Source organism: Hyphomonas sp., from assembly GCF_041689225.1.
In the GTDB taxonomy this organism is placed as follows: domain Bacteria; phylum Pseudomonadota; class Alphaproteobacteria; order Caulobacterales; family Hyphomonadaceae; genus Hyphomonas.
The window spans coordinates 14283-33443 of the sequence record NZ_JBDNGN010000151.1; the positions used below are offsets into that span (position 1 = coordinate 14283).

Annotated in this window: 18 protein-coding genes and 1 tRNA gene; 15 read left to right on the forward strand and 4 right to left on the reverse strand. The window is 61.0% G+C overall.

Features of this window, described 5'->3' with window-relative positions:
- Positions 1 to 68 precede the first annotated feature (68 nt).
- The 4 genes from ACESNB_RS14785 (at position 69) to ACESNB_RS14800 (ending at position 2275) form a co-directional block, all read left to right on the forward strand.
- Positions 69 to 632, forward strand: coding sequence for a carboxymuconolactone decarboxylase family protein (locus ACESNB_RS14785; protein ID WP_373008648.1), 564 nt, complete (start codon positions 69 to 71; stop codon positions 630 to 632).
- Positions 629 to 1444 carry an SDR family NAD(P)-dependent oxidoreductase gene (locus tag ACESNB_RS14790; protein WP_373008650.1) on the forward strand — a complete coding sequence of 272 codons (816 nt, stop codon included), beginning with the start codon at positions 629 to 631 and terminating at the stop codon, positions 1442 to 1444. The genes ACESNB_RS14785 and ACESNB_RS14790 overlap by 4 nt, the downstream gene beginning before the upstream one ends.
- Positions 1445 to 1579: 135 nt before the next feature.
- Positions 1580 to 1969 carry a response regulator gene (locus ACESNB_RS14795; protein WP_373008652.1) on the forward strand — a complete coding sequence of 130 codons (390 nt, stop codon included), beginning with the start codon at positions 1580 to 1582 and terminating at the stop codon, positions 1967 to 1969.
- Between the two features lie 87 nt (positions 1970 to 2056).
- Positions 2057 to 2275 (forward strand): hypothetical protein, encoded by a 219-nt coding sequence (locus ACESNB_RS14800; RefSeq protein ID WP_373008654.1) that lies wholly within the window; start codon positions 2057 to 2059, stop codon positions 2273 to 2275.
- 12 nt (positions 2276 to 2287) lie between these two features.
- On the opposite strand, the gene ACESNB_RS14805 is transcribed toward ACESNB_RS14800, so the two are convergent.
- A complete protein-coding gene (locus ACESNB_RS14805) occupies positions 2288 to 3730 on the reverse strand; it encodes a carotenoid oxygenase family protein (protein ID WP_373008656.1) in 1443 nt (480 codons plus the stop codon).
- A gap of 50 nt (positions 3731 to 3780) precedes the next feature.
- On the opposite strand from ACESNB_RS14805, the gene ACESNB_RS14810 reads away from it, so the two are divergent.
- The 7 genes from ACESNB_RS14810 to glpK all read left to right on the forward strand — a co-directional run bounded on the left by ACESNB_RS14810 (position 3781) and on the right by glpK (position 9410).
- Positions 3781 to 4386, forward strand: coding sequence for a TetR/AcrR family transcriptional regulator (locus tag ACESNB_RS14810; protein ID WP_373008658.1), 606 nt, complete (start codon positions 3781 to 3783; stop codon positions 4384 to 4386).
- A 92-nt stretch (positions 4387 to 4478) separates the two neighbouring features.
- A complete protein-coding gene (locus tag ACESNB_RS14815) occupies positions 4479 to 5480 on the forward strand; it encodes an NAD(P)H-dependent flavin oxidoreductase (RefSeq protein ID WP_373008660.1) in 1002 nt (333 codons plus the stop codon).
- Between the two features lie 102 nt (positions 5481 to 5582).
- Positions 5583 to 6002, forward strand: coding sequence for a D-Ala-D-Ala carboxypeptidase family metallohydrolase (locus ACESNB_RS14820; protein WP_373008662.1), 420 nt, complete (start codon positions 5583 to 5585; stop codon positions 6000 to 6002).
- Positions 5990 to 6139, forward strand: a complete 150-nt coding sequence (locus tag ACESNB_RS14825; RefSeq protein WP_373008664.1) for a hypothetical protein — start codon at positions 5990 to 5992, stop codon at positions 6137 to 6139. The genes ACESNB_RS14820 and ACESNB_RS14825 overlap by 13 nt, the downstream gene beginning before the upstream one ends.
- Positions 6139 to 6444: a hypothetical protein gene (locus ACESNB_RS14830; RefSeq protein WP_373008666.1), complete on the forward strand. Its 306-nt coding sequence runs from the start codon at positions 6139 to 6141 to the stop codon at positions 6442 to 6444. The genes ACESNB_RS14825 and ACESNB_RS14830 overlap by 1 nt, the downstream gene beginning before the upstream one ends.
- 45 nt (positions 6445 to 6489) lie before the next feature.
- A complete protein-coding gene (locus ACESNB_RS14835; protein WP_373008668.1) occupies positions 6490 to 7857 on the forward strand; it encodes an amidase family protein in 1368 nt (455 codons plus the stop codon).
- 65 nt (positions 7858 to 7922) lie between these two features.
- Complete coding sequence (gene glpK, locus ACESNB_RS14840) at positions 7923 to 9410, forward strand: glycerol kinase GlpK (protein WP_373008670.1); 1488 nt, start codon at positions 7923 to 7925, stop codon at positions 9408 to 9410.
- 101 nt (positions 9411 to 9511) lie between these two features.
- Here the strand turns inward: glpK and ACESNB_RS14845 are convergent, their stop codons facing one another.
- The gene (locus ACESNB_RS14845; protein ID WP_373008672.1) at positions 9512 to 12502 is read right to left on the reverse strand and encodes a TonB-dependent receptor plug domain-containing protein; all 2991 of its coding nucleotides are present in this window, start codon (positions 12500 to 12502) and stop codon (positions 9512 to 9514) included.
- A gap of 430 nt (positions 12503 to 12932) precedes the next feature.
- Here ACESNB_RS14845 and ACESNB_RS14850 point away from each other — a divergent pair, with 430 nt between their 5' ends.
- Positions 12933 to 14831: an alpha/beta hydrolase family protein gene (locus ACESNB_RS14850; protein WP_373008674.1), complete on the forward strand. Its 1899-nt coding sequence runs from the start codon at positions 12933 to 12935 to the stop codon at positions 14829 to 14831.
- A gap of 205 nt (positions 14832 to 15036) precedes the next feature.
- On the opposite strand, the gene ACESNB_RS14855 is transcribed toward ACESNB_RS14850, so the two are convergent.
- Both ACESNB_RS14855 and ACESNB_RS14860 read right to left on the reverse strand, forming a co-directional pair.
- Positions 15037 to 15870 (reverse strand): FkbM family methyltransferase, encoded by an 834-nt coding sequence (locus ACESNB_RS14855; RefSeq protein WP_373008676.1) that lies wholly within the window; start codon positions 15868 to 15870, stop codon positions 15037 to 15039.
- Between the two features lie 415 nt (positions 15871 to 16285).
- Positions 16286 to 16360: transfer RNA gene (locus ACESNB_RS14860), tRNA-Thr, on the reverse strand.
- Positions 16361 to 16402: 42 nt separating this feature from the next.
- Here ACESNB_RS14860 and ACESNB_RS14865 point away from each other — a divergent pair.
- The 3 genes from ACESNB_RS14865 (at position 16403) to murA (ending at position 19153) form a co-directional block, all read left to right on the forward strand.
- On the forward strand, positions 16403 to 16576 hold the full coding sequence (locus ACESNB_RS14865) for a hypothetical protein (protein ID WP_373008679.1): 174 nt from the start codon (positions 16403 to 16405) through the stop codon (positions 16574 to 16576).
- Complete coding sequence (locus ACESNB_RS14870) at positions 16573 to 17781, forward strand: cytochrome P450 (RefSeq protein ID WP_373008681.1); 1209 nt, start codon at positions 16573 to 16575, stop codon at positions 17779 to 17781. Before ACESNB_RS14865 ends, ACESNB_RS14870 begins: the two co-directional genes overlap by 4 nt.
- A 91-nt stretch (positions 17782 to 17872) precedes the next feature.
- Positions 17873 to 19153 carry a UDP-N-acetylglucosamine 1-carboxyvinyltransferase gene (gene murA, locus ACESNB_RS14875; RefSeq protein WP_373008683.1) on the forward strand — a complete coding sequence of 427 codons (1281 nt, stop codon included), beginning with the start codon at positions 17873 to 17875 and terminating at the stop codon, positions 19151 to 19153.
- Positions 19154 to 19161: the final 8 nt, after the last annotated feature.

A 19161-nucleotide genomic window follows, 5' to 3' on the forward strand; every position in this document is an offset into this window, starting at 1 on the left:
ATTTACTGCAGCCACAGGGATGAAATGGGCAGGTGTAGACGCGCCGCCAAGCAGGAGGGCACCTACAGATGAGACTGGACAAAGCGCGGATCGCACCGCTGACCGATGCAGAGATGGACGCCGAACAGAAGGAGACGCTGGAGAAAACGTTCCAGGGTCGGCCCGTCTACAATATTTTCCGCACGCTGGGCCGGGCGCCGAAAGCGTTCAAGTCGTTTATGCGCTGGGGCGGCTATATCCTGTCGGATTACAACAGCCTTGCCCCGCGCGAGCGCGAGATTGTCATCCTTCGCACGGGCTATAACTGGAAATCCGGCTATGAATGGGCGCAGCATGTGCGGATCGGCAAGGAATGCGGCCTGACCGACCTGGAGATCGATCACATCAAGGAGGGCCCGCTGGCACCGAGCTGGTCGCCGCTGGAAAGCGCGATGATCCGCGCCGTGGACGAGCTGACGACCGATGCCTTCATCACCGACCGGACATGGGGGGAGCTTGACGGCCTGACCGAGAAACAGCGCATGGACCTGGTGATGACCGTCGGCCAGTACACGCAGGTGTCGATGATGCTGAACTCGTTCGGCGTGCAGCTGGATGCAGACCTGGAATCGGACCCGGACCTCGAACGGTGAGCCTCGGCGACGTCAGCGGACGCCTTGCGGGCAAGGTAGCGATTGTCAACGGCGCCGGGCAGACGCCGGGCGAGACCATTGGCAACGGCAAGGCGATGGCGCTGCTGTTCGCGCGCGCAGGGGCAAGTGTCCTGTGTGTTGACCGGGACGGCGCGCGGGCCGCTGAAACGGTTGCCGGGATCGAAAGCCAGGGCGGCGTGGCCAAGGCCTGCGCGGCGGACATTTCCCATATGGGCGATGCGAGCCGGATCGTGCAGGACTGTATCGACGCGTTCGGTCGGGTCGATATTCTCGTCAACAATGTCGGTATCGGCGGAAATGGCGACGGTCCCGCACACAAGCTGACCGAGGACGCGTTTGACCGTATCCTGCGGGTGAACCTGAAGGGCGCGTGGCTGGTCACCAAGGCGGCGATGCCAGGCATGCTGGACCAACGCAGCGGCGCTATCGTCAACATCTCGTCGCTCGCCTCGATCGCAGGCGGCTTCCAGATGGCCTATGAAGTGTCTAAGGCGGCGATGAACCGGATGACGCGCAGCGTGGCCCTCAGCGGCGCGTCGCGCGGGGTGCGCTGCAATGCGGTCACGCCGGGCCTGATGGACACGCCGATGGCGATTGGCGGCATCGCGGCAGCGCGCGGGATTTCGATGGAAGAGCTGCGCGAGGAACGATCAAAGAATGTGCCGATGAAATTCATGGGCACCGGCTGGGACACCGCCCATGCGGCTCTGTTCCTGGCAAGCGACGAGGCGCGGTTCATCACGGGCGCTGTGCTGCCGGTGGATGGCGGCGGCAGCGCGCGGGTGGGGTGAGGCAATACGCCTGCGCCACACGCCCCCTTCTCCCCCGGGACAAGGCCGGGGATGAGGGGTCGCAGGGTTGCAAGTCACACTCCCGATAAAGACGAACTGGAAGAGGATCGGCGGACATCCGTCGGTGCGAGGGTCATGGTGGTCGATGATGTCGAGATGAACCGGGACCTGATCGAGGTGGGCCTGTCGGCTTCGGGCCATAATGTTGCGAGCTTTGCTTCGGCGCCGGAGGCCATCCAGGCGCTGATCGAAGGCGCGGTGTTTGATGTCATCCTGATGGATATCCAGATGCCGGACATGGACGGGCAGACAGCGACCCGGCGTATCCGCGAAATGACCGGCGTGGCAAGCCGCATTCCGATTGTGGCACTGACGGCCAATGGGCTAGACAGCCACGCCGCAGAATACGAGGCGGCCGGTATGGACGCGCATTTGCCGAAGCCGATTGACATGAAAGCGCTGAATGGGCTGATCGCGCGGCTGATGCGTCAAAATACCGAGAAAGAGTCCCGCTGCGCAGCCTAGGTCAAGCCGGCGCCGCCGTCTTGTCTGATCGCGCAGCGGCGTGTTGAATTTCGCGACTATCTCTCGGCCGTTTCAGGCAAGTTCAAAATGATCCTGCGGCTGACAAGTGACGAACAGGTGATCAGTTTGGTTGGCGCATTGGCTCACGCCATTTGGGGCACGACCGGAAAATCGCGTTGGTCGCAGCGGGCCGAAAGGTGGCTGGTCTCTTCATCTCTTGTCGGCGTCATTCCGGTCATTGCTTTGAACAAGTGCTGCGTCGCCTTTTGGCGAGTTGCCGACACGGTCAGCTTCAGTGCCGGTTGAGCGCTGCGTAACTTACTCCGTGGGCGCCCAGTTGCCGTGGAAGCCGGGCGGGATGCGGTGGGGGACGTGGACGAGGGCGACCGGCGGCGCGGTGAAGTTGGTCGCGTCGAGGATGGCGAGGTCGGTCGTGCCCGTGTTCCGGTCGATGACATAGCCCATCAGCCAGCCGTCGCCTTCAGGCGCATCGTCACTACGCGGAATGAAGACGAATTCGCCGGGTACGCGTCCGGGGCCGAAATCGTGGATCTCTCGGGTGCCGGCATCGAGGTCATGCTTGAACAGTTTCGTCTGGTCGAAGACTTCGAACCCGTGTTCTTCCGGCAGGGCCATGGTGAAGGCGTAGCGGTATTTCTTGCCGGTGAAGCGCTCGTCAGGACGTGGGAATTCCTGTGGCGCGGCGTCGAGCGTCGCGCGGGTGACTTTCCGGGCGACGGGGTCAATGGTCCAGCGCTCGAACGTGACTGTGTTGGAATCAGGCCCGTTCTTGCCGTCGGCGAACATGCGGTCGTGGACGCTGACATCCATGATCACTTCGCCTGCCGCGTTCTCATAGGCATTGCAGGGATGGAAGACATAGCAGGGCTCGATATCGCACCAGATGACGTCGTCATTGGTGCCTTGGCGCGGCATCAGGCCGATGCGGGCCTTGTGCGCCGGGTTCCAGCGATACGGAAAGGACTGGCCGGCGAGCAGCGTCTTCATCGAGAAGGTGACGGGCAGGTCCATGATGACGACATATTGCTTTGTGACGGCGCAATCGTGGATCGAAGGACCATGCTCGACCGAGATGGGCTCCTCGCGGATCACCTTGCCGCTGGCATCGACGACTGTGTGATGGATCGTCGACGGGTCCATCGCGAAATAGGTGATGGCGTGCATCTCGCCGGTCTCGGGATCGAGATGCGGGTGGGCGGAGAAGGAGCCTTTCAGCGTGCCGCCGAACGGGTCGTGCGCCAGCGTGTCGAGCTCGTCATTCAGGCGCACGGGGAAGGCGCCCGCCTCGACAAGGGCCCAGGTATTGCCGGCATGCCCGATGACGTTCGTGTTCGCATTATCCTGCGTGCCGCGGCGCGGGCCGGGGGCAGGAGTCTCATCAAGGGCGGCGGACACGGCATTGGAGCGGACCCAGCGGTTGCGGTACCAAAGCGCCTTGCCTTGCTTCAGGCGCACGCCGTGGATCATGCCGTCGCCACTGAACCAGTGATAGGTGGCCGGGTTGGGATTGGTGACGGGGTTCGGCCCAATGCGCAGGTAGCGCCCGTCGAGCGCGGCGGGGATTTCACCCGTCACTGCAAGGTCTTCCAGCGTCATCTCGGCGTCGACCGGGGTGTGGACGCCAGTGAGGAACGTGTTTTCCTTGTTGCCCAACCGGGGGCGGGAGCGATTGAACTCGACAACCTTCATGATGCCTTTGGTGACATTCTTCTTGATCAGGGCTTCGACGGGACTGGCCATGGGAAAACTCCGGGGTTGAAACTCGAGACAATAATGTTTACAGCACTAACATGAACGCGAATGATAACACTGTCAACATAAGATCGCCCAGAGGCGGATACCATCATGGCGACCTGCGGGTCGCCCTGATCGCAACCGGGCTGAAGAAGCTTGAAGAAGGCAGCGCAGAATCGCTGAGCCTGCGTGAGATCGCCCGTGAGATCGGGGTCAGCGCAACAGCGATCTACCGGCATTTCCCGGACAAGGATTCCCTTCTGTCGGCGCTCGCGGACGAAGGACTGGCCCAGTTGGCGCGTGAGCAGAAGGTGGCCGGCAAGGCGGGCGGCAAGGAAGGCTTCACTGAAATGGGCCGCGCCTATGTGCGCTTCGCGATGAACAATCCCGCCCTGTTCCGGCTGGTCTATTCCTCGTTGCCTGCGGCGGCGGACCCGAGTTGCCCGAACCCCGAAGACTCACCCGGCTGGCTGCTGCGCCAGTCGATCTCGGACCTTGCCGGGCCCACGGCCAGCGATGCACAGCGCAAGGCGGGCGTGCTGCGCGCCTGGGCGCTCGTGCACGGGCTGGCCATGCTGATCCTGAGTGGCCAGATCGCGCCAAAAGACATCGACCAATTGATCAACGAGGTTGTCAGCGTCGACAGCCTCAAACTGGGATAGGCGGCGCGCCCGCCTGTCCCTACGTTACCGCTTGTCCCCGAACCGGGGGCTTCTAGTTAGTTAGCAACGCTTTTGTCCTGTGAGGAAATTTCATGGCCCTGCCACCCGTTCTGCAAAACCTGCGCGTCCCCGTCATCGGCTCGCCCCTGTTCATCATCTCGAACCCGGATCTCGTGATCGCCCAGTGCAAGGCCGGTGTGGTTGGCAGCTTCCCGGCGCTGAACGCACGCCCCGGCCCGGTGCTGGACGAATGGCTCGACAAGATCACGACCGAACTGGCCGAGTGGGACGAGAAGAACCCTGACCGCAAGTCCGCGCCCTATGCCGTCAACCAGATCGTTCACAAGACGAATAACCGGCTGGACCATGACGTCGAGGCTTGCGTACGCTGGAAAGTACCGCTGGTGATCACCTCGCTCGGCGCGCGGCAGGATGTGAACGATGCGATCCATTCCTATGGCGGCATCGTCATGCACGACATCATCAATGTCGTCTTTGCGCACAAAGCGCTTGAAAAGGGTGCCGATGGTCTGATCGCGGTCTGCACCGGCGCGGGCGGCCATGCGGGCACGCTTTCGCCCTTTGCCCTGATCCAGGAAATCCGTCAGTTCTTCGACGGGCCGCTGGCCCTGTCCGGTTCGATCGCGACCGGCAATGCCGTCGCCGCTGCGCAGGCCATGGGCGCCGATCTCGGCTATATCGGGTCCGCGTTCATCTCATGCCACGAAGCCAATGCAGTCGAAGGATACAAGGACATGATTGTCGACTCCAAGGCGGGCGACATCGTCTATTCCAATCTCTTCACCGGCGTGCACGGCAATTACCTGGCACCATCGATCGCCAAGGCGGGCATGGATGTGAACAATTTGCCGGAATCCGATCCGTCGGCCATGAATTTCAGTTCTGGCGGCAATCAGGAAGCCAAGGCGTGGAAAGACATCTGGGGCTGCGGCCAGGGCATTGGCGCGATCCAGACCCGCATGTCGACGGCTGATTATGTCGACCAGTTGGAGCGTGAATATAATGGAGCGCGCGATGCGCTGGCCAAACGGCAGGCTTATGCCGCTCCCAAAACCACGGTCACTGCCGGATAGGCCAACGTCTTTCCCGCAATTTCTCAGCTCGCCTGCGCATGGACAGCGGCAGGCGGGCTGAACTTTTCCGACCGGGGTGTCGCCGGGCGCATAATGGCGCCCATGCTGATCGCCCATTTCCCCGACTTTGACCTTGCTGGCTGGCACCGGCCGCATTTCAGTCCGCGCGAACTGGCTTGCCGGTGCGGCGGGCATTTGTGCCATGGTGAGTATTGGCACGATGAAGGCTTTCTCGACGCGCTCGAAGCCCTGCGCGCGGCGATAGGCCGGCCTCTGGTCGTGAATTCCGGGCATCGTTGCGAGCAGTGGAATGCATCGGTCGGCGGCGCGCGGCAATCCATGCGCAGGACGATTGCGGTCGATCTCACCCTGACGGGGCATGACCGGTTTGCGCTACTGACTGCGGCCGAGCGCCTCGGCTTTTCAGGCACTGGCCTCGCCCGGACCTTCATCCATCTCGACAGGCGGGCCGTGCCTACGCGCTGGTATTACAGGCGGAGTGCAGCTTCATGGCAGACATAGCAGGACTGGCCGCGAGCGCAGCAGGGGGCGGGATATTCGGCCTGATGGGATCGGTGATTGGCCGCGCCGCGGGTCTTGTTGAGCGGCGGCAGGACCAGGCGCAGGAACGGGCGCCTGGGCACATGAGAGCCGCCTGATGGACATGCAAATGCAGGCGAAGCGTCAGGCCAGCGAGGACGACCTGCGCCTCGCCGATGTGGCAGGCGGCTGGCAAGGGCTCAGCGCGTCGCTTGCGGCGGAGGCGGCCATTGGGGAAAGCTACAAGTGGGTCAACGCCGTGCGCGGCCTAACCCGGCCATGCCTGACGCTCCTGTTATGGGTGATCACGGGGCTGGTCTTTCTTGGCAGTGGCGCAGCGGCACGGGGCGAGATCGTCGAGACGGCGACGGCCGCCACGCTCTGGTGGTTCGGTGACCGGGGGCCGCGGCGCGATCCACGTTGAACCTTTCTCTTGGCGTGCTACCTTTGCACCGGAAGAGGGAGAAAGATGATGCCGCAACGGGAAATGGTGGACCTTGGCTCAGCCGGTGCGAGAGACACAGCCAAAGCGGTGCGTACCGGGATCATAACAGCTCTGGATGCCTGCGAAGCGGCCATTGCGCGGATCGAACATTTTGACGGTCCGGTGAATGCCGTCGTTGTGCGCGACTTCGATCGCGCGCTGGCCGCCGCGAGGCATATAGACAAGACGCGTCAGTCCGATGACGCCCGCCCGTTTCTGGGCGTGCCGATGACGGTGAAGGAATCGAATGACGTTGCCGGCCTGCCGACGACGTGGGGCATGGCCGCGTTCAAGGACCTTCCGGTAGAAGAAGATGCCGTGGTCGTGCAGCGCCTGAAGGCGGCCGGCGCGGTGATACTCGGCAAGACGAACGCGCCGGTGGCGCTTGCAGACTGGCAGACGGAAAACCCGGTCTACGGGCGCACGCTCAATCCCTATGATCCGGCGCGGTCGCCGGGCGGATCGTCCGGCGGCGCTGCGGTTGCGCTGGCGACCGGCCTGGTGCCGCTCGAGATCGGATCCGACATTGGCGGGTCGATCCGGATTCCAGCCCACATGTGCGGTGTGTTCGGCCATAAGCCAACCTATGGAATCGTACCGACGAAAGGACATGGGTTTCCGGGTACGGACGGCATTGACGTGCCGCTGGCGGTGGTCGGACCGATGGCGCGCAATGCAGGCGACCTTGTTGCCGCGATGGACGTGATATCCGGACCGGTCACAGGAACCGGGTTCAGGCTCGACCTGCCTCAGGCGCGCCATGGCGCGCTGAAAGATTTCCGCGTTCTCATGTTGGGAGAATTACCCGGCGTGGGAGGCGATTCGGACACGCGTGATGCGTTGTCGAGCCTGGCAGACGCGCTCTCAGACGCAGGCGCGACCGTATCAGATGACACAAGTGTACTGCCGCGCCTCGACCGGATGCACTCGAACTATTTGAAGATGCTGAACACGGTGATCACGCGTGGCGCGCCCGGAGCGGAGCCGATTGATGCACATGCCTGGATGGAATTGCTTGATGAACAGATGCGCGTCACCCGTGCCTGGCGCAGTGCGTTCGACGACTTCGATATTGTCATCGCGCCCGCATTCAGCACGCCCGCCTTCCCGTACCAGACCGATCCGAACTGGGCCAACCGGACGCTCATAATTGACGGCCAGCCGCAACCTTATGGCGCGCAGCTTGCCTGGGCGGGCCTTGCCACATTCCCGGGCCTGCCGGCCACATGTGTGCCGGTGGCGAAGAGCGCGACAGGCCTGCCAATTGGCTTGCAAGTGATCGGAGCACCCTATGGCGACCGCACCACGCTCGCCTTTGCCGAGCTGATGGAGACAGCCGGCCTGACCGTATAGGCCGGGCATGATTGCGCGGCCCGGCGGGCTGGGCCAAGATCACCCTTTTGCGGGAGATGAGTGACATGGCCAAGCCGGACAAGCTGTTGGTGATCGACGAGGGGACCACGTCCACGCGGGCCATCGTGTTCGACCGGGTTTTTGCGCAGGTTTCGCTCGCACAGCAGGACGTGTCGCTGGCCTATCCGGAAGACGGATGGGTGCAGCAGGACGGCGAGGAAATCTGGGAGCGCACGCTGGCAGTGTGCCGTGAAGCGGTGGAAGCGGCTGGCGGCGTGAGTGAGATTGCCGCAATCGGCATTACCAACCAACGCGAAACGACTCTCGTTTGGGAACGGGCGACCGGCAAGCCCATAGCCCCCGCCATCGTGTGGCAGGACAGGCGCACGGCGCGGGTCTGCGAGAAGCTGAAAGCCGACGGCCATGAGCCTGCTGTCCAGAAGGAAACAGGCCTTCTGCTCGACCCGTATTTTTCGGCCACGAAAATCGGCTGGATTCTCGATTCGGTCGATGGCGCACGGGCGCGGGCCGAGGCAGGCGAACTCGCCTTCGGCACAGTCGAGAGTTTCCTGATCTGGAAGCTGACGGGCGGACGCGTGCACGCGACGGACGTGACGAACGCCTCGCGCACGCTGCTCTATCGCCTCGGCCTCGGTGAAGACGGCGGCTGGAGCGATGCGATGGCGGCGCTGTTCAATGTACCTGCCAGCCTGTTGCCGGAGGTCAAGCCGAATGCGGCGGACTTCGGCATGAGTGACGAGAGCCTGCTCGGCGCGGCGCTGCCGATCCTGTCAGCGGCGGGCGACCAGCAGTCGGCTCTGGTGGGGCAGGGGTGTCTTGCGCCCGGCATGGCCAAGATCACCTATGGGACAGGCGCTTTCCTTGTGGCGAATGCAGGCGCTGAGCGGCCGAATTCACAGCATCGTCTGCTCGGTACGGTGGGCTATGAATTGCCCGGCGGCGGCGCGATGGCCCTCGAAGGCTCTATCTTCAATGCCGGCACAGTGGTGAAATGGCTGCGCGACGATCTCGGCATCGTGGCCTCGGCGGAGGATACCGAAAGCATCGCCTCGGGCCTTAAGGGCAATGGTGGTGTCTATATCGTGCCGGCCTTTACCGGGCTGGGCGCGCCGCACTGGAACGCCGATGCGCGCGGCACGATCAGCGGCATCACGCGGGCGACGACAGCGGCGCACCTCGTGCGTGCCGGGCTTGAATCAGCCGCTTACCAGACGCGGGATCTGCTTGACGCCTTCGCCGCCGACGGCGCCGAAATCCGCGAACTGCGTGTTGATGGCGGCATGGTGGCGAATGACTGGCTGATGCAGTTCCTGGCCGATATCTGCGACCGGCCCGTGCTGCGGCCCGACTATCGCGAAATGACGGCGCTCGGCGCAGCGGCGCTGGCGGCGATGCAGCTTGGCTGGCTCGACGCGAAGGACTGGACCGAGCGTCAGGTGCAGGGCGTGCGCTTCACGCCCAGGATGGCGGCAACAGAACGCGCGGCCCTCCTCAAGGGCTGGCAGGACGCCATGCGCAAGACGCTGGCCTGACAGCGTCTTGCCTGCGGGGACAGGCAATTCTCGACATTCCGGACAAAAAAAGACCGGCGGAACACTGTTCCGCCGGTCTCTGATTTTGGGAGTTCTTGTGACTAGAACTTCTTGCTGACGTTGACGAAGGCACGGCGACCGCGGACGTCGTAGCCCGTTGCTGCCGCCGGCGTGTTACCGGCGCTGGTCTGAACGAGGTCAGACACTTGTGGTGGGTGCTCGTCGAAGATGTTCCGGATACCACCGGTAAGCGTCCACGTGTCACCCGTCCAGCGAACGGACATGCCGTGCGTCCACTGTGCTTCGGTGTAGACCTTATAGCGGCCGGTCAGAGCGAAGTATGCCTGTGGATCGTTATAGTCAGCGCTATAGTAGCGGTTGTCGTCCTGGTGACCGATGAAGTCGGTGAACCAGGTGTAGGTCCAGTCACCACGGTCAAGACGGACCGACGCATCACCGACAACGCTCGGATAACCGATAGTGCCGTTGAAGTCGTTGTCCGAGATGCCGGACACGAAGTCGGAACCGAACACGTTGATGTAACGTTCGAAGGCCCAGTTGACAGAGCCGTCGACAATCAGCGTGCCGAAGTTGAACTCGTTCGTGTAACGCACTTCAAGGTCGATGCCATTCTGCGACTGGGAATCAACGTTCAGGGTTGGTGCCTGAATGTTGTCAACTTTGTACGCGCCGACCGTTGCCGTGCCTGGAGCACGTTCGAACAGGGAACAGAAATCGTTCGGGTAAGCCGTGGTTCCGTAGCAACCGCCAACGATCTGGCCAGCCGTAAGGCTGGTGATCTGGTCCTGAATTTCGATTTCGTAATAGTCGACAGCGATGTTCAGGTCAGCAAAGGTTGGAGTCCAGATGATACCAGCGGTGAACGTGTCACCTGTTTCCGGCTCGAGCAGTTCGCCACCACCCGATGTAATCACGAGCGCCGACGAACCGGCGCCTGTGTAATTGTCCGGGACACCCGCAGCCGCGCAGTTAGCACGAATGTTCGGGTTGGTAGTATCTGCCCAGTTGACGCATGGGTCGATACTAGTCTGGCTCTGGAAACCGGTCTGGTCTTCGAGGAAGAGCTCGAACAGGGCCGGTGCGCGGTAGGACGTGCCGTAGCTCGAACGTGCACGCAGAACCGGGTTGATCTGCCAGTTCAGGCCCACTTTGTAGATCGTACCCGAGCCACCGATGTCGTAGTCGAATGCACGGACGGAGCCTGCGAACTCGACATCTTCAGCCAGTGGAGCGCCTTTGAACAGCGGAACGTTGATTTCGGCGAAGACTTCCGAAACGCTGTTTGTGCCCTTGGTCGGGCCAGCCGTCGACGAACCCCAGATGTCGCCACCCTGGGTCAGGACACCCGGCTGATCGTCGATCGAGAATTCGCGGTACTCAGCACCGAGACCGAGGCCTACCGGACCTGCAGGCAATTCGAACACTTCACCAGCAAGCACGCCCGTGAAGGTCGTCTGCTCGTAGACCGTGTTCCCGGTCTGATAGCCACCAATAGCTGCTACGAGATCGTTGACAGCTGCGCCGGAGAGAATGTCCGGATTCAAGAAGTCGATGCTTGGAGGCGCGATAGTGTCGGCGACGCCGTCACCATCAATGTCTGCAACGCCATCATAGTTCCAGTCGCCCGACTTCGAGAGAAGAATCTCGTTGCCGCCATAGCTACCTTCACCGCGCGAGTAGCTGCCGTCAATTTTCCACGACCAGTCATCGAGAATGCCGGGTGAAAAACCGCCGGAAAGCGACGAACTCGCATAGTAGTAGTCGAGTTGGATGTCGTCGACCGTTGGGAATGGCGCAACAATCTGCATCAAACCGCCAGCTGCGTTGTCGTAGGTCGGATCATCGATGTAGCCACAGAAACCACATAGGGAACCGGACCCAACAACCGGGAAGAACTGGCGCCAGCCTTCGACACTGGTTTCACGACGACTGAACAACAACTCCGTGTCCCAGGCGATGCCGCCAAGGTCGACGTCAGCTGTACCGAAGAGCGAGATGTTTTCGTTGCGCGGAATGAAGTCCCGATTGTCGAGGAACGGACCATCGAGGATGTCTTCGAAATAGGCAGCGCCGTCGGCCGTGTAACCGGTGCCGACGCGGGGACGGTAGCCTGGGATGAACGCACCAGTGCCTGTCGCACCCGAGATGCCGTCTGGCGACGGGATGAGACGCTCACCGGTGAAGGCGTCGATGGCTGTGTTGTGGTAAAGGTTGCTACAGTTCTGGTTTGGATCGCCCTGTGCCGAAAAGTTCAGGCGATCGATCAGACCCGTGCCATTTTCGCTGCGGACGTAGTCGCGCGCACAGTCGAGATAGTCACGTTGGCTCGTGTCCAACTCTTCGGACAGACGGTATTCGGCCGAAATCGTGAAGTCAGCAAAATCGCCAAGTTGGAAACCATAGGCGCCGCTGACCGAATACTGCTCGCCGCCACTATCGAATGGGCGGGTCGCCTGAAAGTTCAGCTCGAGGCTGTCGACCGAGTCGCGGGTGATGATGTTGACAACACCACACACGGCGTCCGAACCGTAGATCGTCGATGCGCCATCTTTCAGAATCTCAACGCGCGAGATGATCGACTGCGGAAGGACGTTCAGGTCGAGTGCTGCGATCGAACCGCGCGTACCGGCGGGACCGGGGCGCTTGCCGTCAATCAGGACCAGCGTACGGGTGTCGCCGCAACCGCGAAGGTCGATGGTCTGTGCGCCGATGCCGCCATTCGTGACGAAATTCTGGAACGTGTTGTTCAACTGGGTTGAGCCGGAAGCTAGCGAAGACCCCTGCAGCAGGGCTGCGGTGTCGACGAGACCTTCCAAGGTCGCAACTTCAGCTGTGATCACCTGAATAGGCGAAGACGAAGCAAAGTTGTCGCGCGCAAGCAGCGAGCCCGTAACAACGATTTTTTCCTGACGAGACTCGGCATCGGCCGGAGCTTCCTCGATAACGGAAATGACGGTGTCGTCCTCGGTGCTGGCTGGATCCGCTTCTTGCGCATTTACTGCACCCGAGAGAACCAGCGCGCTGATCGCGACGCTACCGAAGACGGAAAGACGAAATGCTCGTCTATTCATTGTTACTACCCCTAACTATTGATCTTAAAAAAAGCTTTTCGTTGGCGCAAGCGCCGACTACCCCGATTTGCACCTCCGGGTCTGACAACACGTTGACGCTCTGGAAACCGTCCTGACAAGTCTTTATGACAGATTCTTAATGTGGCGGGTATTTCGACCCCTTGGTGTGTTTTTTCGGCAACATTTTGCCTTGGAATTCTGAGCTTCGGTTGAATATAGATGCCGAAATTCAAAGCCACCCATGCAAGCTGCCCTTGACGTTACCCCGCCCGGAAAATAATGCAGACTCTTCACTTTGGAGGAATTAAAGATGTTGAAACGCTTCGTCGCGGCGGGTTCCGCCGCGCTTATTGCCAGCGCCCTGGTTGCGCACGCTGAGCCTCTTTCAAGCAAAGATTTTTCCAAATATCCCAATGTTTCAAGTGTTTCCATGTCGCTCGAGGGAGACATGCTGGTCGGCGTGATCGCTGATCCTTCGCAGAATGGCGAAGCAACCGCAGCAGCCTATTGGGACCTTTCCGGCAAGATCGATACGACCAAGCCACTCATGCCGACGGCGATCACGCCAAATAGCGGAAAGACCATCTTCTACGCGGCGGCGGCCCTGAAGGACAAGCAGTCCCTCTGGTTCACGGTCCAGCCCTATATCGGCGCGCTATATGGTTGCGGCGAAGGCCGCGACACAGGCGCGACCAAAAAGTATCTCGAGAAAGCCTATATGGGCAACGAGAAGATCACGAAAATCGACGACCTGCCCGATGGCCGGGCCGAGATCGGTGCCAACAAGGATACGTTGCGCTGCTTCGAGCTTGTAGGCGAGACCAATATCGCGTCACTCCTGCCGCTGGACCCGACCAAGATCGTGATTTCGCGCGCGTCGACCAAGAACGGCACCAGCTTTTTCTCGCACGACCTGTCCAATGGCCGTGAAAAATTCCTCTACAAGGCTAGCGATACGCAGGCGATCCAGATTTCCGACAAGGACGGCATGCCGGTTGCCCGCACGGAACTGGAATACGAGGGCGGCGCCTGGCGCCAGTACATCAGCCTTCCGGATGCCAACGGCAAGTTCAATCGTGAGGACGCTCTGGCGACCGAGATCGCCAATCGCTACACAATGAATGTTGTTGGTCGCCAGAATGGAACCGGCAAGTATTTCGTCATCACCGACAAGTTTTCGGACAAGACCACGGTCTACCTCTACGACGCGGCAGCAAATACATTCAGCGACACCGCCGTGCTCGCCCATCCTGAGTTCGACATTTCGAACCTGATCTTCTCGCGGCGCGCAGAAGACTTTGGCGACCTTATCGGTTTCACCTATGATGGCGCGACAAGCACGGACTACTGGCTTGATTCCGAAATGAAGGGCATTCAGGATGGTCTCGACGCGGCATTCCCGGGCAAGCATGTCTCGCTGACCGATTATACGGCAGATCGCAATCGCGTCCTGTTCCAGGTCGCGGCCCCCAATTCGCCGCCCGCCTATTACGTGCTGGTCGACAAGTCGAAAGTGGCCGTAATCGGTTCACAGCGTCCGTGGATCGACGAAAATTCCCTCGGCAAAGGTGAGTTCGTCTATTACACCGCCCGCGATGGCATGAAGATTCCGGCCCTGATCACCTATCCTGCTGGCTTCAAGGATGGCGACAAGGCAAAGGGTGCCATCATGGTACCGCACGGCGGGCCCTGGGCGCGTGACTATGCCGGGTTTGATTCGTCGGGCTGGACGCAGTTTTTCGCCAGCCGCGGCTATATCATCATGCAGCCCCAGTATCGCGGCAGCTCCGGTTGGGGACGTGAACTCTGGCTGGCCGGTGACGGCGAGTGGGGCCAGAAAATGCAGGACGACAAGGATGATGGCGCCGCTTGGCTCGTCCAGAAGGGCTATGTCGATGCCGACAAGATTGCCATCCACGGCTATTCCTATGGCGGGTTTGCCGCAATTGCCGCGTCCGTCCGGCCGAACAGCCCTTACCAGTGTGCGATCGCAGGCGCCGGTGTAGGCAACCTCGCCAAGCTGGCGAACGAATGGGGCGACAACCGCATCCAGCGCATCGTGCAGGGCGACACAGTTGATGGCATGGATCCCCAGCAGAACACCGACAAGGTGAACATTCCAATCTTGCTCTACCATGGTGACTATGACGTCCGTGTGCCAATCTTCCACAGCCGCGAATTCTACAATGCGATCAAGAGTCGGCAGCCTGACAGCGAGTTCATCGTGTACAAGCAAATGGGGCATCAGGGGAACAAATGGCTGCCTGAGCACAAGGGCGACATCCTGAACCAGATTGATCGCTTCCTGAAGACGAAGTGTAATATGTAGGCGGGGTTATTGGCCGACGCGTGGCCGATGCATTGATCCCGACGGATCAGGCAGGATTTGAGAACGTCCCGTTGCCTTGGCATCGGGACGTTCTACGTTTTGGGGGGGAATTATTGCTGTGTCGGGTGTTGCAGGCATTGTCCGGCGCGGCCTGCCGTTCAATGGTGGGCCGCCATCATGTTCCCTGACTGTACTGTTTGCGCGGTTAAGACCCTGACGCGGAAGCCGGATTCTTTTTGAGGTAAGCCTGATAGGCCCGTTTCCACACGCCGCTGTCGAGGAGTGCGGGCCGACAATATTTGAGGTCGCTCAGTGCATGTTTTTGCTGGACCTCCATGGGCCGGTTCAAGGCTTTCCGGATTTCCAGCTCAGCCCATTCGTAATCATAGTCCACGACAGGCGCGTATCCGACGCCTGACATGTCGCGCTTCGTGGCCAGCATATCGACGATGGCGAGCCCCTGCGGCAGAGAACTGGCATATCGCATCAGGTCGCCCTGCGGACGAAAGCAATAGAGTGAATAGCCGAGGTCCTCGAACCGGCGCGCCAGGTCCTGGCGCCTATGGCCATAAAAGTCGCAGGCCTCAAAATTGCTCTCATAGACAAATTCAACATCCGGATTGTTCGCGATGAGGGGCTCTATGGCCGTCAGGGCGGAGAACTCGGATCCCTCGATGTCCATCTTGATCAGGTCGGCATCTGCAAACTCGAACGTCTCGATGATATCGACGAGTGGCATGCCGAGTGCCGACCGGCCGGAAGCCGGTGAGTCCGTAACTTGCGTCCAGGCGCTGTCACTTTCTAGAAACACCATCCGAAAGCGGCTCGTCGCGGCCAGGTTGACGGGGAGGAGGTTGGCGCCCGGATTGGCCCTCTTCGCGGCCAGCAGGCAGGCATAGTTGTTCGGATCCGCTTCTATGCTGAGCACCCGGTGACCGGACACGGCGAGCGGGAGCGAGAGCGCTCCGATATTGGCCCCGACGTCGACGACCGTCATCGGGCGGCCAAGTTCGTCGGCGCGAAAGTTAAAATACAACAATGTATCAACCTGGAGTTTGCCGGACCGGATGCCATCCAGATAGCGGATCGCTGATCCCCCTGCGCAGCGCGAACGTCACGTCCCGACCGTGAACATGATGAGTCACGTACTCGAAATCAAAATCCATGAATTACTCTCATGTCCCTCATTACGAGGATGGGAACGGTATCGCATTTTCGTTCGAAGCTGCAGGCCAATCGTCTTGGCGGCCCGAGGAACGATTGGCGAATTTACAGGCGGACACTAATCGGTCTTGCTTTGGAAGCGCAACTCATTCCCTGTGAGCACACTGACTGTGAAATGATTGATCGTCCCGGCCATGAGAGCTGAGGCGCATGCGATCAGTGCGAACACGGTTTGGCGAAGCACAAGGGCAGTACGAAGCCAGCGATACGTTGAAAACCAGAGAAAAAACTGGTGCCGCGAGGGAGAATTGAACTCCCGACCTCGTCATTACCAATGACGCGCTCTACCACTGAGCTACCGCGGCGTTGCCGTTTGCAAATCGCGGCTTTAGCTTATGACTTACCATATGAAAAGACCGTTTAGCCGCGAAAAGCTGTTTGAAATGTCCCACACGCCAAAAGACCCTGCAAAAGCCATCCGTCGCGCCGAGGCGCTGCGGGCGAATCTGAAGCGGCGCAAGGCCGCTGTCCGGAAGACCAGGGACGACTCACCACCCTTGGCCGACGACAAGCGCGAATGAACCGACCGGACCTGTCCTCGCAAGCTTTCAAGCGTTCGCCCCATGCGACGCTGGCACAGCTGGTTGAACAGGGACCGTTTTGCGAAATCACACTACCTCTCTTTGGGCCGATGCTGTGCTCGACCCAATACGTCGCCACACAGGCCCTGCTCAAGGATACTGACCATTTCGCCGTGGACGCGCGCAATGCAGGCCACAAATCAGCGTTTGGCATGCCGTTCCTGCCCAAGGTTTTTCGCATGCTGGCAAACAATGTCCTCTCGCTCGACGATCCGGACCATCGGCGACTGAGGCAACTGGCGGACGGCCCGTTCCGGCGGACCAGCATCGAGGCCATGCGGCCGCAAATCCAGCACCAGGTCAACCGGCTGCTGGATGAACACATTGCCAGCGGTGACCCGGACCTTGTGTCCGGATTTTGTCGCAAGCTGCCGCTACAGGTGATCTACACGGTTCTGGGCATGAGCGAGGCGACGCGGGCCCGGTTTGACGTGGCGATGGGCGCGTTCAGCGGGGGAGAATCCCCCCTGATGATGTTGCGCGCGGTCTTTGCGCTCAGCCCTTTGCTGAAGGCCCTGCGCAGGGAACTCATAGAATTGCGCACCAATCCGCGCCCCGGCTTGATGAGCGAACTTGTCCATGCCGAACAGGAAGGCGAGAAGTTGAGCGAGGACGAGCTGGTCACGATGGTTTTCGTGCTCTTCGTTGCGGGCCACGAAACCACAACGCACCTGCTCTCGGCCAGCATCTTCACCCTGTTGACAGAGCCAGCTGCGCGTGAAGCCTTCGGCCGCCTCGAGGGCGACGCGCTGTCAGTCGCTGTCGATGAGCTGATGCGGTTTACCGGGCCCGTGCAGATGACGAAGCCGCGCTTCGTTCGCGAAGACATGGAATTCGAGGGCCAGGCTCTGAAAAAGGGCAACAAGATCATGGCTTTGCTGGCCGCCGGAAATGTGGACCCGACCGTGTTCGATGATCCGTTGGCGCTGGACCTTGCGCGTCGCCCTAACCGCCACCTGGGGTGGGGCAACGGCCCGCACATCTGCCTGGGGCTACACCTTGCCAAAGCAGAGGCTGAGATTGCGCTGTCTGAACTCTTCCGGCGCGCGCCAAACATGGCGCTGAAGACACCGCCCGACGCACTAAAATGGATCAGACGGTCGGGTTTGCGTGGGCTTCAGGCGCTGCCAGTTAGCTTGGCTTGAGACCAGCCTGCCCTGAATGGACTGCGTTTGCGCCTAAAGGTTCCACAATCACGCCTTTCGCGCGCCGTGAACCGCTCTATAAGTGCGCGCCATGGATAGATTGAACATCATTGGCGGCGCCCAGCTGTATGGCAGCATTCGCGTTTCCGGCGCGAAGAACTCGGCCCTTAAGCTCATGGTCGCGTGCCTGCTCACCGACGAGCCGATCACGCTCACCAACATGCCGAGCCTGGCCGACACCCGTTTCCTGGCGCAATTGCTCGAAACACTGGGCGTCGAAGTCTACTGGCCGAAGGGCGAATCGACCTGCCACCTCAATGCGGCCGAGCTGAAAAGTACGATCGCGCCGTATGAACAGGTGCGGAAAATGCGCGCCAGTTTCAACGTGCTAGGCCCGCTGATTGCCCGCTCGGGGCATGCGACCGTCTCGCTACCCGGCGGCTGTGCCATCGGTGCCCGCCCGGTTGACCTCCACCTGCAAGCGCTCGAAGCCATGGGCGCTGACCTCAAGGTCGAGAGCGGCTATGTGAAGGCGGCCGCGATCCAGGGCCTCAAGGGCGCGCATATCGTGTTTGCCATGCCCAGCGTCGGCGCCACCGAACACGCCATGCTGACCGCCACCCTGGCCAAGGGCGACACGGTCCTGGAAAACGCCGCACGCGAACCCGAGATCGAAGATCTCGCAGACTGCCTCAACAGCATGGGCGCGCAAGTGACCGGGGCCGGCACGTCGACGATCCGCATCACCGGCGTCGAGAAACTGCACGGCACCACGCACGCCGTCATGCCCGACCGGATCGAAGCCGGTACCTATGCCATGGCGGCCGCCGCTGCAGGCGGCGATGTCACGCTTGTCGGCGCGCCGGTCGAGGCCCTCGGCGCAATGATCGCCAAGCTGCGCGAAGCCGGCGTCACGGTCGATGCCGACGAGGCGGCGTCGACGCTTCGCATTCGCCGCAATGGCACGCGCCTCAAGGCCGTCAGCGTCTCCACCCAGCCGCACCCGGGCTTCCCGACCGACCTCCAGGCCCAGTTCATGGCCCTGATGAGCCTGGCCGATGGCACCAGCATTATTCGCGAGACGATTTTCGAGAACCGTTTCATGCACGCGCCGGAATTGTCACGCCTTGGCGCCGACATAAATGTCCGGGGGCAGGAGGCCGTCGTCAAAGGCGTGCCACAGCTGACCGGGGCTCCCGTGATGGCAACAGACTTGCGTGCGTCGGTCTCACTTGTCATTGCAGGGCTTGCCGCACAGGGTGAGACTGTGGTGAACCGTATTTATCATCTGGATCGCGGGTTTGAGCGGTTGGAAGCGAAACTGAATGCCTGCGGCGCCAATATCCAGCGTCTGTCGGGCGAGGACGAATAAGGGGCCCC

Bases quoted from the DNA above. Each gene is read 5' to 3' on its own strand.
- ACESNB_RS14785 (WP_373008648.1), top strand. From the start codon at position 69: ATGAGACTGGACAAAGCGCGGATCGCACCGCTGACCGATGCAGAGATG.
- ACESNB_RS14795 (WP_373008652.1), top strand. From the start codon at position 1,580: ATGGTGGTCGATGATGTCGAGATGAACCGGGACCTGATCGAGGTGGGC.
- ACESNB_RS14800 (WP_373008654.1), top strand. From the start codon at position 2,057: ATGATCCTGCGGCTGACAAGTGACGAACAGGTGATCAGTTTGGTTGGC.
- ACESNB_RS14805 (WP_373008656.1), bottom strand. From the start codon at position 3,730: ATGGCCAGTCCCGTCGAAGCCCTGATCAAGAAGAATGTCACCAAAGGC.
- ACESNB_RS14810 (WP_373008658.1), top strand. From the start codon at position 3,781: ATGAACGCGAATGATAACACTGTCAACATAAGATCGCCCAGAGGCGGA.
- ACESNB_RS14815 (WP_373008660.1), top strand. From the start codon at position 4,479: ATGGCCCTGCCACCCGTTCTGCAAAACCTGCGCGTCCCCGTCATCGGC.
- ACESNB_RS14820 (WP_373008662.1), top strand. From the start codon at position 5,583: ATGCTGATCGCCCATTTCCCCGACTTTGACCTTGCTGGCTGGCACCGG.
- ACESNB_RS14825 (WP_373008664.1), top strand. From the start codon at position 5,990: ATGGCAGACATAGCAGGACTGGCCGCGAGCGCAGCAGGGGGCGGGATA.
- ACESNB_RS14830 (WP_373008666.1), top strand. From the start codon at position 6,139: ATGGACATGCAAATGCAGGCGAAGCGTCAGGCCAGCGAGGACGACCTG.
- ACESNB_RS14835 (WP_373008668.1), top strand. From the start codon at position 6,490: ATGATGCCGCAACGGGAAATGGTGGACCTTGGCTCAGCCGGTGCGAGA.
- glpK (WP_373008670.1), top strand. From the start codon at position 7,923: ATGGCCAAGCCGGACAAGCTGTTGGTGATCGACGAGGGGACCACGTCC.
- ACESNB_RS14845 (WP_373008672.1), bottom strand. From the start codon at position 12,502: ATGAATAGACGAGCATTTCGTCTTTCCGTCTTCGGTAGCGTCGCGATC.
- ACESNB_RS14850 (WP_373008674.1), top strand. From the start codon at position 12,933: ATGTCGCTCGAGGGAGACATGCTGGTCGGCGTGATCGCTGATCCTTCG.
- ACESNB_RS14865 (WP_373008679.1), top strand. From the start codon at position 16,403: ATGAAAAGACCGTTTAGCCGCGAAAAGCTGTTTGAAATGTCCCACACG.
- ACESNB_RS14870 (WP_373008681.1), top strand. From the start codon at position 16,573: ATGAACCGACCGGACCTGTCCTCGCAAGCTTTCAAGCGTTCGCCCCAT.
- murA (WP_373008683.1), top strand. From the start codon at position 17,873: ATGGATAGATTGAACATCATTGGCGGCGCCCAGCTGTATGGCAGCATT.